Below are 12,516 nucleotides of genomic sequence, written 5' to 3' on the forward strand. Positions count from 1 at the left end.
TACAGGGGCCGTTGGCCCCCTCCCGGCAGCATCCGGCCCTTGTCGCAGCGCCGAGGTCGGCCGGGACGGCGTGAGGGGTCAAGTCACGGGCCACAAAGTCTCCACACGGCGCCGCCATGCCGGCCGGGTGGCAGCGAGCGGTCCGGTGGACCGGGCCGGCCACGACACCTGGCCGGCATGGCGGCGCCCCATACCGCCCGCCCGGGAGCAGCCCATGTCCGCGCTGACGCACCAGACCGCACCCACGCAGTTCGTGGAGGCGGACGGCGTCCGTTACGCCTGTCGCCTGCTCGGCCCAGAAGGCACCGTTCCGCTGGTGATGCCGCAGCACTTCACCGGCAACCTCGACAACTGGGACCCCGCCTGCGTCGACGCGCCGGCCACCGAACGCGAGGTCGTCCTGGTCGACTGTCCCGGTGTGTCCGCCTCCTCCGGCACGCCCGCCACCACCGTGGCCGCCATGGCCCAGCAGATGATCACGTTCGCCGTGGCGCTGGGCCTGGACCGCATCGACCTGCTCGGATTCTCCATCGGCGGCTTTGTCGCGCAGGACATGGCTCTGATCAGGCCGCGGCTGATCCGCCGCCTGGTGCCGGCCGGCACCGGCCCCAAGGGAGCGCCGGGCACGCACGGCTGGCGCAAGGTCATCGAGACGCACGCCCGCGCCGAGACTCCCACCGGCGAGGACCTGCTCCACATCTTCTTCGCCCACACCGAGACCAGCCAGGCCGAGGGCGTCGAGTTCCTGGGCCGGTTCACGGCACGCAGCGAGGACCGGGACGCACCCAGCAGCCTCGCCTCGCGCGACGCCCGGTACGACTCTGCGTCGACGGCTCGGGGCTGATCCGCCGACGCGACCACAGCGTCGCCATCGCCGGCGACATTCCCGCAGCCCACTACATCTCCGGCCACCAGGAGGCGTCGGGCCTGGTCGTCCTGGTCGTCCCCACCACTCGGATGATCTACAGCCGTGACGAGAACGGACACAAGGTGCCCGAGCCGCTGGTCGTCTCGGTACGCCTGGAGAACATCACCGTCTCCTGAGCCACGAAGGGCCGGACCGACCCGGCCGGGCCCCGGGCAGTGACGGGCGTCGTCCACCCCGCCGCCGTGCTCCCCACCTGCATGGCCCAACCGTCGCTCTCGTCGCGAGCACTCTCGCCAGGGCCGCTCCATGACGCCCGCCGGATGAGGAACGGACTGCGCCGACGGGTCGTCTACCGCAATCGCTTAAGTCAATAGACAGATTCCCCGCTCGCCGATCGGAGGCATGCTGGGGGAATCGCTCGGCGCCGCACCGACCGCATGGACAGGGGTCGGCCGGTTGCCGACGGTGCCCGGAGCCAGCGCGTCACCCTGGAAGGGGAACACCATGCCGTTCATCACCGTCGGCCAGGAGAACAGCACCGACATCGAGCTGTACTACGAGGACCACGGCAGCGGACAGCCGGTCGTACTGATCCACGGCTTCCCGCTCGACGGTCACTCCTGGGAGAAGCAGAGCGCGGCCCTGCTCGCCGCCGGCTACCGCGTCATCACCTACGACCGTCGCGGCTTCGGCCAGTCCAGCCAGGTCACCACCGGCTACGACTACGACACCTTCGCCGCCGACCTCCACCACGTCCTGCAGACCCTGGACCTCAACGACGCCGTCCTCGTCGGCTTCTCCATGGGCACCGGCGAGGTCGGCCGCTACGTCGGCACGTACGGCACCGCCCGCATCGCCAAGGTCGCCTTCCTCGCCTCCCTGGAGCCCTACCTGCTCCAGACGGACGACAACCCCCTGGGCGCCGCCCCCGTGGAGTTCTTCCAGGGCATCTCCGACACCGTCAAGGCGGACCGGTACGCGTACTACACCGCCTTCTACAAGGACTTCTACAACCTCGACGACACCCTCGGCGTCCGCATCAGCGAGGAGGCCGTGCGCAACAGCTGGAACGTCGCCGCGGGCGGAGGATCGTACGCCGCGGCAGCCGCCCCGCTGACCTGGTACACCGACTTCCGCCAGGACATCCCCAAGATCGACGTCCCGGCGCTCATCCTCCATGGGACCGCCGACAACATCCTCCCCATCGACTCCACCGCCCGGCCCTTCCACAAGGCGCTCCCCCACGCCGACTACGTCGAGGTCGAGGGCGCTCCCCACGGCCTGCTGTGGACGCACGCCGAAGAGGTCAACAGCGCGCTGCTCGCCTTCCTCGGCAAGTAGCCCCGAACGGGCCTCACCTTCCTGCGGCGGAGGTGAGGCCCGCGCCGGCCCGGGCGCCGGCGCGGGCCCGCGGCAGGCCACCGAGCAGACGCTGCGTGTCGTGGGGGACGCCGAGTCCGCGGCGGGCATGGCCCTGCGGACCTTCCTCGCCCGGCAGGGAGTCCCCTACGCCTGGGTGCAATGACGCAGGCCCGCGCACATGTGGAGGCGGGTCGGCAGGCGCGCATCGACGCGATCCCACCGCACCACGCGCTCATCCTCGCCGCCGGCACGGCGATCACCGCGCCCGACGAGAGGGCGGAAACTCTACGAAGCCGCACTCGCCCTCCCGGACGCCTCCTTGTGGACGTACGACCAGGCCCGCACCCGGCTGCTGTACGGCGGATGGCTGCGCCGCCGACGCGAATACAGCGCCGCCCGCGTCCAGTTGAGCGCGGCACTGGAACTGTCGAGCAGCACCTCACGTTTCCATCGTGGGCGCGCCGCGCCCGCAACGAACTCCGCGCGGCCGGAGTGGACGTGGGCCTGCCGCAGGGCGGAGGCATGGTGGCGATGAGCGTGCGGGACCGCCGCATCGCCGAACTCGCGGCCGGCGGCCTGTCCCACAAGCAGATCGCACAACAGCTCGACATCTCACCCCGCACAGCGGGCGCCCACCTCTACCGGGTCTTCCCCAAACTGGGCATCACGTCCCGCGCAGCGCTGCGCGACGCGCTGAAGGCGTTCGACGAGGTGACGAACGGCGCGTGACGACGGTGGGGTGCCTCTGAGCGACAGCGACGGAGGTGCTCGCGGGCTCAAGTCCAGGGATTCGCACGCCAGTCGTCAATGACTCGCTCATTGACATGCCCTCTACAGGCGGGCACGCTGAGAGCCGTCTCGCACAGGTCCATACCAGACTTCCGCACCCCCACCGGAGGTGGACAGTGCCGCACCCACTCGGATCCCGTCGCGCGGCGGCGACCGCATCGGCGACCGCCGTCCTCGGTGCTCTGCTGACCATTGCGACGCCGTCGCCCGCGGACGCGGCCGCGACGGCCGGTGTCTGCAACAAGTACTGCGACGCGCGCGACCCCGCGGCGGCCGCCTCCGACCGCACTCCCGTCAGCAGCACCCTGTACGGCCGCACCGTACGACTGCACCTCTCGGACAACGATGTCATGGGCTGGGCCTCGATCGACGACGGCAACCCGGGTGACGAGGTCTGGCTGGATCGGAGCTTCGACGGCGGCCGCACCTGGTCCGGCGGCAGCAAGTTGGGCGACACCACGACGCCTACGGGCTCCCGCGGCTGGCGCACCCTCATGTACAACGTCGACGACTGGAACACCAGCGGCGTCGGTGCGCTGCGCGCCTGCGGCAAGGCCGGGGACCGCCCGGAGATCACCTGCACAGCCTGGGCCCGGGTCGACTGGAACGCCTGGAGCCGGGGCACCGCCGCGGCGACGGCGCTGATGATGTCGTACGACCGCGGCACGGGACTGTTCGGCGGCAACGGCTGGTGGACGGCCGCCAACGCCCTGACCGCCGTCCTCGACAACGCCCGCGTCAGCGGCATGCCCAGCTACCGGTACGCCATCGCGTCCACCTACGACAAGAACCTCGGCGCCCAGGGCGGCAACTTCACCAACGACTACCTGGACGACACCGGTTGGTGGGGCCTCGCCTGGGTCGCCGCCTACGACGCGACCGGGGACAGCCGCTATCTCAACACCGCACGCGCCGACGCCGATCACATGAACGCCTACTGGACCGCGACCTGCGGCGGCGGGGTGCTGTGGAACGAGACGAAGACCTACAAGAACGCCATCACCAACGAACTGTTCCTGCAGCTCAACGCAGCGCTGCACAACCGGATCAGCGGTGACGCCGTCTATCTGGCCCGGGCGAGGAACGAGTGGGCCTGGTTCCGGCAGAGCGGCATGATCAACGCCGATCACATGATCAACGACGGCCTCACCGACGCCTGCGCCAACAACGGGCAGACCACCTGGACCTACAACCAGGGCGTCGTCCTCGGCGGCCTCACCGAGCTGTATCGGGCCACGAGCGACAGCTCTCTGCTCACTACTGCCCGGCAGTTGGCCGACGCCTCCACCGTCCGTCTCCAAACCGGCGGAGTGCTGCGTGAACCGGGCGAGTCCGACAGCTGCACCGGCGACGGTCCGTCCTTCAAGGGCGCCTACGTCCGCGGCCTCGGCAGACTCGACGCCCAGTTGTCCGACCACCCCTACGCCGCCACCCTGGACCGATGGGCGGACGCGGCCCACGCCAACGACCGCAACTCCCTGGACCAGTACGGCCCGCACTGGAACGGCGGAACCGGCACCAGCGACTACGGCTGCCAGCAAAGCGCGCTGGACCTGCTCAACGCGGCAGGCCAGTGAAGATCGGCATGAGGGGCCTCCTGCTGGGGGAGGCCCGCGCCAAGCGGTACACCCAGTGCACCGCCGGCGAGGCCTGTCCTCAGAATCCGATGAGATGCCCGCCGTGATGATCTAGGCCGAGCCACCGTCACACGCCACGGCCCTCACCGCCGTTCTACTTGCTGACAGCGAAACGCATCAGGGCATGCTCATCGCCCTGCTTGATCTTGCCTGTCGTGTTGATCACCTCGAGCTTCCAACCGCCACCGACGCGCACGGCCTTGGCCACGGCGCAGCCGTTGTCCTGGGTGAGCAGGCTCGGCCAGATGTCGGCGACCTGCTGGGAGCTGCCCCCGGTGGCGTCGTAGACCTTGAAGCTCACGTTGCGCGCCTTCTGGAACGAACTGCCCTTCTTGTACGCGGCGGCCACGAACACGATCGACGTGATGTTGGGCGGGACCCGGGCGAACTCGACGGTCACCTTCTCGTCGTCACCGTCGCCATGCCCGGTCTGGTTGTCCCCACTGTGGACCAACGAGCCGTTGCCCATCGGGTCGAGCGAGTCCAACCCCGCCAGACGCACCGGATCTCCGCCCTGCATGGCGATGGCGATCAGGTCCAGATCCGTGCCGCTCTTACGGCGCAGCTTCCCCAGCACTCCGCCGCTGCTGCCGGCCGTGGGATCCCAGGAAACGCCGATGGACAGGTGGGTCACTCCGTCCAGGTCGGCCGGACCGTCTTCCTTTGTGAGCGTGATCATGTGTGCGCATCCTTTGTTGATGGAACTACAACACGCAGAGTGTGCCTGGCCCCCTTTTGGTTCCGTATGACGGGTCGGCTCGGCTTGTGCCACCAGCACTTCGACCATCATCAAAAGCTTTGTGACGCGTCGACTCCGCGGCGGAGACTGGCTGCCCGCGGCGCACCCACGGTGTGCGGCGAGCGCGCCAGTTGACACTCACAAGGGGGAAACATGAGATTCAATCGGTCTGCCCTGATCTCCACGGCCATGGCAGCCGTGGCCCTGGGGACCGCGACGGCCCTGGCCGCGCCGGCCTCGGCCGCGCCCAACACCACGCCGCAGAAGGTCTGCGGAAGCGCCTACAAGACCGTGAACTCTGCCGCCGTCGGCTCGCTGGGCACCGTCTACCTGACGTACAACGCCTCCAACGGCAAGAACTGTGTCGCGACCATCCGCAGCAACCCGGGCACCACCGTGGACATGTCCACCTGGATCTACGTGCCCGACACCGACGAGGGCGCCAACGACTTCGGGCGGTACACGTCGTACGCGGGACCGGCGTACGCGTACGGCAAGGGCCACTGCATCGACTGGGGCGGCAGCATCTCCAACGTGACCGTACAGGTGACGGGCTCCAACTGTGCCGCCCTGAAGGAGCACCGGGTCACCTCCACCCGCTGAGCCGCCCAACTCCGGCCTCGCAACGAGGGCCTCTTGCAGCTCGCGGTCGTTGCACTCCGCGAGCCGCGAGAGGCCCTGTTGTCCGGAGCAACGCGCGCCGGACGCCGAACGAGCTCCAACAAACCTGGTCGACGCCGGCCGACCGGGCTCGTAGCCTCACGCTGTGACGGAGACGGACGAAGAAGAGGGCGCCTTCGAGAACCGGTGCGAGAACGCGGCGTCGGTCCTCGCCCCATGTATCGGTTACTTCGTCGAACGAGTCTCGTTCGACGCCTTCGCCGAAGAGGACTTCCTCGAGATATCGCTGCGCGAGGGGCCGCGGAAGGCCGACGTCCGGATCTCACTCTGCAATCTTCACTACGTCTCGGTGTCGAAGCCGCCCGAACTGTCCGGCTCGTTCGTCGACTCGGTCTCCTTGGTCCACCTTCCACGGTGGCCGCACCCCTGGCCCGACGATGTCGCAGGCCGCCTGCGACGTTTCGCCGGATTGCCCGAACTCGCGTGGTTGAGGCTCACCGGTCCGACCGAGGTGGACGTCATCGCCTCGATCCTGACGGTCTACACGGCGATGAGTGACGACGAAGCCACGGCACGCCGGATCAGCTGAGGGCGTGCGGAAGGGCCGTCGCCGTCAGCGGAGCACCAGGAGGCGGCGGGAAGCGTAACGGGATGCCGCCCAGGTCCCGTCCGCCGAGAGGCGCCAGCCCCAGGCCAGCAGCGCCCGGTACTTCTCCATGTCGTCGCGGTCCACCAGGGTGACGCCGATGGCGCCGGTGTGGCCGCCGAGCAGGCGTTTCTGCAGGCGCCGGGCGAGGTTCCAGTCGCGGGTCTGGTCGTGGGTGCGCACCCGGCGCTCGACGAGGATGTCGGCGATCGCGAAGAGCCCGTCGACGGCGGCGACGTCGAGCAGGTCCTCCGGGAGATGTCCGTCGAGGTCCCGCCACCAGGACCCGGCGCGGTGCACCGGGAAGCCGTAGGCACATGCCGTGAGGTCCCGCGCGCCCGAGGGGCCGACGGCCTCCGCGACGAGCAGTTCGAATCCCGGCCGCCGTACATGGTCCGCAAGCCGTTGCTGAAAGGCGGTGTACCGGTCCTGGCCCGCCGGGCCCACGTGCATCGGCTCGCGCGGAGCGCACGACGAGGTGCGCGCGTACAACTCGTCGAGTTCCCACATCCGGTCGTCGACCTGGCGCCTGGTCAGCGGCCGGACGAATTCGCCCTCCTCGGGCGGAGCTCCCCGCCGACGCGCCTGCGGCATCGACTCCTCGGGAGAGACCCGATGTGGCCCCGCCGGACTGGGACGGCTGGTCGCCGGATGGCCCGGCTTGTGCGCGGTCATGGGACGGACCTTGCTCCGCAACCGGACGGAGTCCGGCTCGGCGTCGTCGTTCGCCGAGAACGGTGCAGCGCCTGGGGCCGGCACACGAGGAACCCTCGGTGCGTTCGAGCCTACGCCCCCATGTCCAGCGCGTGTCCGAGAGCGCGAGAACGCGCCACCAAGAGGCGGGCCGGGACGCGGCGCCGTTGACGGGCGGATGAATCCGACCTGTACGGGAATGCGCTGGACGACGCGGTCGACGAACCGGACCGCGGTGGCCTGGCGAGGCCTTTTCGGGGCATCCGCGTCACAACAGCGGCCGGAGCGGGTCGAAACGAGGACCGGCGCCTCACCGACCGAGCACCGCAGGAAAGGACACCACCACCGTGACCATGGATGCCTGCGGGCCCTCGGCCCCGGACGCCGCGACGGCCCGGAGACCGGCCGCCACCGCCCTCGGCGGCACCGCTCCCGGGCCCACCCCGCGCACGGTGACGGCCGAGGCCGAGGAGTCGGCAGCGCCGTACCGCACGCACACCCGCCCGCGCCTCGGCGCCGTATCGCATCGTGAGTCCCATGTCCGCTGACCCCTACCCCGGCGACACCCGGCCCGCCGTCCGCCCCATACCCGGCTCCCGGCCGCATGCCGCCTGGTGGCCGGCGTTGCGGCGCACGCCGGTGTCGTTGTGGAACGACGACATCTCGGACTTCGCGGCGGCCCTGACGTACTACGCGATCCTCGCGGTGCTGCCCGCTCTGCTGGTGGCGGTCCTCGCGTTCGGGATGATCAGTCCCGGCACTGCCCGGGAGTTCGTCACGCACGTCACCGCCTACGCGCCCGCCGAGTCGGCGGCGGCGCTGCACGCCGCCCTCTCCCGCATGCTGGGCGTCGACGGGGGCGCGTGGCCGCTGCTGGTGGTCGGCACCGTGAGCGCACTCTGGTCGGCCTCCAGCTATCTCGCCGTCTTCCGGCGTGCGCTGCACCGCATGCACCGGGTCGAGGACAGCCGGTCGCCGCTGCGCCGGGCCCACCGCATCGTGCTCACCGCGTTCGGACTGCTGGTCCTGCTGCTGACCGGTTCCCTCGCCCTGCTGCTCACGGGGCCTCTCGCCGAGGACCTGGGCCGGGTGCTCGGCCTGGGCGCCACGGCGGCCTGGGGCTGGAGCGTGCTGCGCTGGCCGCTGCTGCTGTGCCTGGTGGCGCTGCTGGTCATCGTGGTCTTCCACACCGGTCCGGTCGCGGCACGCCGGCGCGCGCACAGTCTGCCCGGCGGTGTCCTGGCCGCCCTGCTGTGGCTGGCCGTCTCCACCGGATTCGCGCTGTACGCCTCCACCCTGAGCACGTACAGCAGGCTCTACGGCTCCCTCGCCGGGGCCGTCGTATTCCTGATCTGGCTGTGGCTGTCGAACCTCGCGCTGCTCGGCGGCGCACAGTTCACCGCCGAGCTGAGCAAGGACGCCGCCCGCCACGGCGCCGGGATCGGCCCGAGCCGCCGGCCGTCCGCGTGAGCGGTGTGGGGCGCCGTGAGATCGGCGCCACCGTGATATGACAGTCGTTATAAGCGCATGTACCTTGGAAGCCGTTTATAACGACTGTCATAGGAGAACCTCTTGACGATCATCACCGTGAGCACCCCGACGGGACGACTGGGCCCGGAACAGCGCCGCACGCTGGCCGAGACGCTGACGGACGCGGTCCTCGTGCCCGAGGTGGGGCAGTTCGCTCCCTCCGCGCGCGCCGGATTCCAGGTGCACTTCGTGGAGCGCCGGCCGGACATGATGGCGATCGGTGGGCGCCTCCTGTCGGACAGCGGCCCGGACACCGACGTCATGGTGATCGACGTGGCGGTGATGGACGGAGACTGGCGGCAGGAGGTCAGGACCGCGGTCATCGAGCGCATCCTGGCCGCGACGGCCGACGCCTGCGGCCTCGCGCAGCCGTCGCCGGCCTGGTGGGTCACCTTCCGCGTGATCGACGAGGGCAGCTGGGGCTCGAGCGGTCGGGTGCTGTCCGTCCTCTCCCTCCTCGACACGGGGGTGTTCACAGAGGAGAAGGCCCAGGCCATCCGCGCCGCGCTCGGCGTATGACCCAGGCCCCTGCCGGGAGGCCGGCCGCACAGTCTCGGGTCACTTCGCCGTCGCGGCGACGACGAGGGCCTTGAGCTGCTCGGCGGCACGGTCGAGGGGCCGCGTGCTGCGCTGGGCGCGGCACATGGCCACCGTCCCCTCGACGGCCGCGACGACGAGCGTGGCCAGCTGCGCGGCCTGCTCGGCCTCGGCGCCGTGCGCCCGGAGCGAGTCGGCCAGCAGGGTCTCCCACTGCTCGAAGACGTCGGCCGCGGCCGTCAGCGCCGGAGGGACCTCGCCGTCCGGAGGTTCCTCGATGGCCACGGCCAGGACGGGGCACCCGGCATGGAAGTCGCTCTCCACGACGATCCTCCGCCACAGGTCGAGGAAGGCCCCGAGACCGGCGACCGGCCCCGATTCCAGCTCCTTGCGCAGCCTGCGGGCGACCCACTCCCCCGTGTACCGGACGGCCTCCGTGGCCAACTGCTGCTTGCCCTCGGGGAAGTAGTGGTACGTCGAGCCCAGCGGCGCCCTGGCGTGCTTGGCCATCTCCCGGATGCTCGTGGCGCTCAGTCCACGACGGCTGATCATGTCCGCGGCACCGGCCACGATCCGCTCGCGCGACGGCGTACTGCTCTTGGCCACCCGCGCCCTCCCCTCTGGTTATAACGTCCGTCATAGTCTACCGTGATCGAGGTTTATAACACTCGTCATAGGAGTCCTCATGCCCATGATCAGGCTGACCGTGCCGGTCGGCGCCCTCACCGAAGAGGGCCGCAGCACCGTCCAGCGCGACCTCGCGGCCGTGTTGCTGCGCTGGGAGGGGGCGCCCGGCACCGCCTTCTTCCGCGCCCAGGCGTGGAGTTACCTCGTCGAGTTGCCCGAGCGCGCCCAGAGCACGGCCGAGGACGACGCGCCCCGCTTCCTGGTCGAGGTGACGGTGCCGCAGGGGGCGCTGTCCGAACGGCGCACGGCCGGGCTGGTCCAGGACGCGACGAAGACCGTGCTGTCCGCCGCCGGCCTCGCTCCGGCCGACGCGCTGCGGGTGTGGGTGCTCGTACACGAACAGCCGGACGGCACCTGGGGTGCGGGCGGCTCCGTCATCCGCTACGCCGACCTGGTCGCCCTGGCCCGGCAGGGCGAGGAGCGGGCCCATGCGTGAGCTGACGTACGTCGCGCCCCGCACGGTCGAGTGGCGCGAGGCCGCCGACCCCCGGGTCCGCTCGGCCGGCGAGGCGATCGTCGCACCCGTCGCGGCGACCTCCTGCGACGTGGACTCCGCGATCCTGGCCGGACACGGCTTCATCGACCCGCCGTTCGCCCTCGGCCACGAATGCGTCGCCCGCGTCACCGACGTCGGCGACGACGTGAGCACCGTGGCGCCCGGCGACCTCGTCGTGGTGCCCTGGTCCATCAGCTGCGGCAGCTGCGCCCACTGCCGCACCGGCCTCACCGCCCACTGCACCTCGGTTCCGTACATGGCCATGTACGGCGCGCCGATCGGCGGCGACTGGGGCGGCCTCTTCTCCGACCTGGTCCGCGTCCCGTACGCGGACGCCATGCTGGTCCCGCTGCCGGCCGGCCTCGACCCCGTCGCGATGGCCTCGGCCGGCGACAACTGGTCGCTGTCCTGGCGACTGGTCGCGCCCCACCTCAAGGCTCGCCCCGGTGCCCGCGTCCTGGTCGTCGCCCGCGGCAGCATCGGCCTCTACGTCTGCGACATCGCCCGTGCGCTCGGCGCCTCCGACGTCCTCTACGTCGACCCCGACGCGGAGCACCGCAAGCTCGCCGAGGGCTTCGGCGCCCGCACCGCCGAGAGCGTCGAACCGGTCCGCCACGGCTTCGACCTGGCCGTCGAGGCGACCGGCCGTGTCGACCAGCTCGCCCTCGCCGTGAAGTCCCTCGCGCCTGAGGGCATCTGCGAATCGGCCGGCAACCACTTCCGCCCCGGCGAACTCCCCCTGCTCGACATGTACCTCACCGGCGTCACCCTGCGCGTCGCCCGCGACAACGTGCGCACCCACATCCCCGACACACTCGCCCTCGCCGCCTCCGGCACCGTCGACCCCGCCCGCGTCGTCTCCCACGTACTGGACTGGGACCAACTCCCCGACGCCCTGCGCGAGAAGCACCTCAAGCCCGTCTTCGTCCGCGATCTCGGCCCGGCCGAATCCGCAGACTGACGCCGCTCCGTCCACGACCACGCGCACAGCGGTCAGTTCGCTGTGGAGGCCTCCGCGGTGTCGGCGTCCTGCGTGGCGGCCCACGAGGCGAGCAGACGCAGGCCCTCCTCGGACGAGGAGCCCGGCTCGGCGGTGTAGATCGTGAGGGTGAGGCCGGGCTCGGCGGCCATCTCCAGCCCTTCGTAGGCGAGGGTGAGGTCGCCGACGGCGTGGTGGTGGAAGCGTTTGGTGCCGGTGCCGTGGTGGCGGACGTTGTGGGCGCCCCAGCGGGTGCGGAAGTCGTCGCTGCGCGTGGACAGTTCACCGACGAGGTCGTGGAGGTCCTTGTCGTGGGCGTTGCGACCGGCCTCCGTGCGCAGGATGGCGACGGCGATGTCGGCCGCCCAGTCCCAGTCGGGGTAGAAGCGGCGCGAGGCGGGGTCGAGGAAGTTGAAGCGGGCCAGGTTCGCCTGGTTGTGCGGGTTCGCGTGGACGTCGGCGTAGAAGGCGCGGGCGAGTTGGTTCGTGGCGAGGATGTCCAAACGGCCGTTGCGGACGAACGCCGGACCGGCGGTGACGGCGTCCAGGACCCATTGCAGGCTGCGGTGGGCCTTCCACTGCGCGGAGCGGCGCCGGGGTCGTGTGAGGGTGTCCGAGCCGTCGGCCGCGTGGGCGAGGTTGAGCAGGTGCGCGCGTTCGGCGTCGTCGAGCTGGAGGGCCCGGGCGAGGGCTTCCAGGACAGCCGGGGAGGCGCCGGCGAGGTTGCCGCGCTCCAGTTTGGAGTAGTACTCCACGCTCATGTCCGCCAGGGCCGCGACCTCGCTGCGGCGCAGGCCCGGCACCCGGCGCCGGCTGCCCGAGGGCAGGCCCGCCTGCTCGGGAGTGATCTTCGCTCGCCGCGAGGTCAGGAACTCGCGGACCTCTGTTTGGTTGTCCACGCATTCGACGGTACGTCCCGTGCGCGACCGTAG

The 12,516-nt window shown here is 70.7% G+C and carries 16 protein-coding genes; 11 read left to right on the plus strand and 5 right to left on the minus strand.

Translation table 11 applies throughout. The annotated features are described in order from the left end of the window. The first annotated feature begins 214 nt into the window (after positions 1-214). Positions 215-844, plus strand: a complete 630-nt coding sequence (locus ACQF4J_RS03030; RefSeq protein WP_427164450.1) for an alpha/beta fold hydrolase — start codon at positions 215-217, stop codon at positions 842-844. Positions 845-1,372: 528 nt separating this feature from the next. Next, positions 1,373-2,209 carry an alpha/beta fold hydrolase gene (locus tag ACQF4J_RS03035; RefSeq protein WP_351569923.1) on the plus strand — a complete coding sequence of 279 codons (837 nt, stop codon included), beginning with the start codon at positions 1,373-1,375 and terminating at the stop codon, positions 2,207-2,209. 306 nt (positions 2,210-2,515) lie between these two features. Here ACQF4J_RS03035 and ACQF4J_RS03040 read toward each other — a convergent pair whose 3' ends face one another. Continuing rightward, positions 2,516-2,668 (minus strand): hypothetical protein, encoded by a 153-nt coding sequence (locus ACQF4J_RS03040; RefSeq protein WP_351569926.1) that lies wholly within the window; start codon positions 2,666-2,668, stop codon positions 2,516-2,518. A 60-nt stretch (positions 2,669-2,728) separates the two neighbouring features. Here ACQF4J_RS03040 and ACQF4J_RS03045 point away from each other — a divergent pair, with 60 nt between their 5' ends. Together ACQF4J_RS03045 and ACQF4J_RS03050 are read left to right on the plus strand one after the other, a co-directional pair. After that, the gene (locus ACQF4J_RS03045) at positions 2,729-2,959 is read left to right on the plus strand and encodes a helix-turn-helix domain-containing protein (protein WP_351801003.1); all 231 of its coding nucleotides are present in this window, start codon (positions 2,729-2,731) and stop codon (positions 2,957-2,959) included. 95 nt (positions 2,960-3,054) lie between these two features. Further along, a complete protein-coding gene (locus ACQF4J_RS03050; protein ID WP_427164452.1) occupies positions 3,055-4,596 on the plus strand; it encodes a glycoside hydrolase family 76 protein in 1,542 nt (513 codons plus the stop codon). Between the two features lie 154 nt (positions 4,597-4,750). Here ACQF4J_RS03050 and ACQF4J_RS03055 read toward each other — a convergent pair whose 3' ends face one another. Next, positions 4,751-5,335, minus strand: coding sequence for a TerD family protein (locus ACQF4J_RS03055; RefSeq protein ID WP_351569931.1), 585 nt, complete (start codon positions 5,333-5,335; stop codon positions 4,751-4,753). Between the two features lie 213 nt (positions 5,336-5,548). Between ACQF4J_RS03055 and ACQF4J_RS03060 the strand changes: the two genes are divergently transcribed. Both ACQF4J_RS03060 and ACQF4J_RS03065 read left to right on the plus strand, forming a co-directional pair. Beyond that, on the plus strand, positions 5,549-5,998 hold the full coding sequence (locus ACQF4J_RS03060) for a spore-associated protein (protein WP_351801005.1): 450 nt from the start codon (positions 5,549-5,551) through the stop codon (positions 5,996-5,998). A 163-nt stretch (positions 5,999-6,161) separates the two neighbouring features. Then, positions 6,162-6,605 (plus strand): hypothetical protein, encoded by a 444-nt coding sequence (locus ACQF4J_RS03065; RefSeq protein ID WP_351569937.1) that lies wholly within the window; start codon positions 6,162-6,164, stop codon positions 6,603-6,605. A gap of 24 nt (positions 6,606-6,629) precedes the next feature. Here the strand turns inward: ACQF4J_RS03065 and ACQF4J_RS03070 are convergent, their stop codons facing one another. Continuing rightward, a complete protein-coding gene (locus ACQF4J_RS03070) occupies positions 6,630-7,256 on the minus strand; it encodes a hypothetical protein (RefSeq protein WP_427164453.1) in 627 nt (208 codons plus the stop codon). Positions 7,257-7,702: 446 nt separating this feature from the next. On the opposite strand from ACQF4J_RS03070, the gene ACQF4J_RS03075 reads away from it, so the two are divergent. The 3 genes from ACQF4J_RS03075 to ACQF4J_RS03085 all read left to right on the plus strand — a co-directional run bounded on the left by ACQF4J_RS03075 (position 7,703) and on the right by ACQF4J_RS03085 (position 9,404). Beyond that, positions 7,703-7,903 carry a hypothetical protein gene (locus ACQF4J_RS03075; protein ID WP_351569943.1) on the plus strand — a complete coding sequence of 67 codons (201 nt, stop codon included), beginning with the start codon at positions 7,703-7,705 and terminating at the stop codon, positions 7,901-7,903. Then, positions 7,893-8,825, plus strand: a complete 933-nt coding sequence (locus ACQF4J_RS03080; RefSeq protein ID WP_351569946.1) for a YihY/virulence factor BrkB family protein — start codon at positions 7,893-7,895, stop codon at positions 8,823-8,825. Before ACQF4J_RS03075 ends, ACQF4J_RS03080 begins: the two co-directional genes overlap by 11 nt. A 102-nt stretch (positions 8,826-8,927) precedes the next feature. Continuing rightward, the gene (locus ACQF4J_RS03085; RefSeq protein WP_427164454.1) at positions 8,928-9,404 is read left to right on the plus strand and encodes a tautomerase family protein; all 477 of its coding nucleotides are present in this window, start codon (positions 8,928-8,930) and stop codon (positions 9,402-9,404) included. Between the two features lie 39 nt (positions 9,405-9,443). Here the strand turns inward: ACQF4J_RS03085 and ACQF4J_RS03090 are convergent, their stop codons facing one another. Further along, complete coding sequence (locus ACQF4J_RS03090) at positions 9,444-10,028, minus strand: TetR/AcrR family transcriptional regulator (RefSeq protein WP_351569952.1); 585 nt, start codon at positions 10,026-10,028, stop codon at positions 9,444-9,446. A 79-nt stretch (positions 10,029-10,107) separates the two neighbouring features. Between ACQF4J_RS03090 and ACQF4J_RS03095 the strand changes: the two genes are divergently transcribed. Further along, on the plus strand, positions 10,108-10,545 hold the full coding sequence (locus tag ACQF4J_RS03095; protein ID WP_427164455.1) for a tautomerase family protein: 438 nt from the start codon (positions 10,108-10,110) through the stop codon (positions 10,543-10,545). Then, positions 10,538-11,566 carry a zinc-dependent alcohol dehydrogenase gene (locus ACQF4J_RS03100; RefSeq protein ID WP_427164456.1) on the plus strand — a complete coding sequence of 343 codons (1,029 nt, stop codon included), beginning with the start codon at positions 10,538-10,540 and terminating at the stop codon, positions 11,564-11,566. Before ACQF4J_RS03095 ends, ACQF4J_RS03100 begins: the two co-directional genes overlap by 8 nt. Positions 11,567-11,598: 32 nt before the next feature. Here the strand turns inward: ACQF4J_RS03100 and ACQF4J_RS03105 are convergent, their stop codons facing one another. Next, positions 11,599-12,483 carry a helix-turn-helix transcriptional regulator gene (locus tag ACQF4J_RS03105; protein WP_351569961.1) on the minus strand — a complete coding sequence of 295 codons (885 nt, stop codon included), beginning with the start codon at positions 12,481-12,483 and terminating at the stop codon, positions 11,599-11,601. Positions 12,484-12,516: the final 33 nt, after the last annotated feature.

It is taken from the genome of Streptomyces sp. C1-1, assembly GCF_050214755.1.
GTDB lineage: Bacteria > Actinomycetota > Actinomycetes > Streptomycetales > Streptomycetaceae > Streptomyces.

Coding starts and splice junctions, on each gene's coding strand:
- ACQF4J_RS03095 (WP_427164455.1), top strand. CDS start 10,108: ATGCCCATGATCAGGCTGACCGTGCCGGTCGGCGCCCTCACCGAAGAG.
- ACQF4J_RS03070 (WP_427164453.1), bottom strand. CDS start 7,256: ATGCCGCAGGCGCGTCGGCGGGGAGCTCCGCCCGAGGAGGGCGAATTC.
- ACQF4J_RS03100 (WP_427164456.1), top strand. CDS start 10,538: ATGCGTGAGCTGACGTACGTCGCGCCCCGCACGGTCGAGTGGCGCGAG.
- ACQF4J_RS03050 (WP_427164452.1), top strand. CDS start 3,055: ATGCCCTCTACAGGCGGGCACGCTGAGAGCCGTCTCGCACAGGTCCAT.
- ACQF4J_RS03035 (WP_351569923.1), top strand. CDS start 1,373: ATGCCGTTCATCACCGTCGGCCAGGAGAACAGCACCGACATCGAGCTG.
- ACQF4J_RS03080 (WP_351569946.1), top strand. CDS start 7,893: ATGTCCGCTGACCCCTACCCCGGCGACACCCGGCCCGCCGTCCGCCCC.
- ACQF4J_RS03060 (WP_351801005.1), top strand. CDS start 5,549: ATGAGATTCAATCGGTCTGCCCTGATCTCCACGGCCATGGCAGCCGTG.
- ACQF4J_RS03055 (WP_351569931.1), bottom strand. CDS start 5,335: ATGATCACGCTCACAAAGGAAGACGGTCCGGCCGACCTGGACGGAGTG.
- ACQF4J_RS03030 (WP_427164450.1), top strand. CDS start 215: ATGTCCGCGCTGACGCACCAGACCGCACCCACGCAGTTCGTGGAGGCG.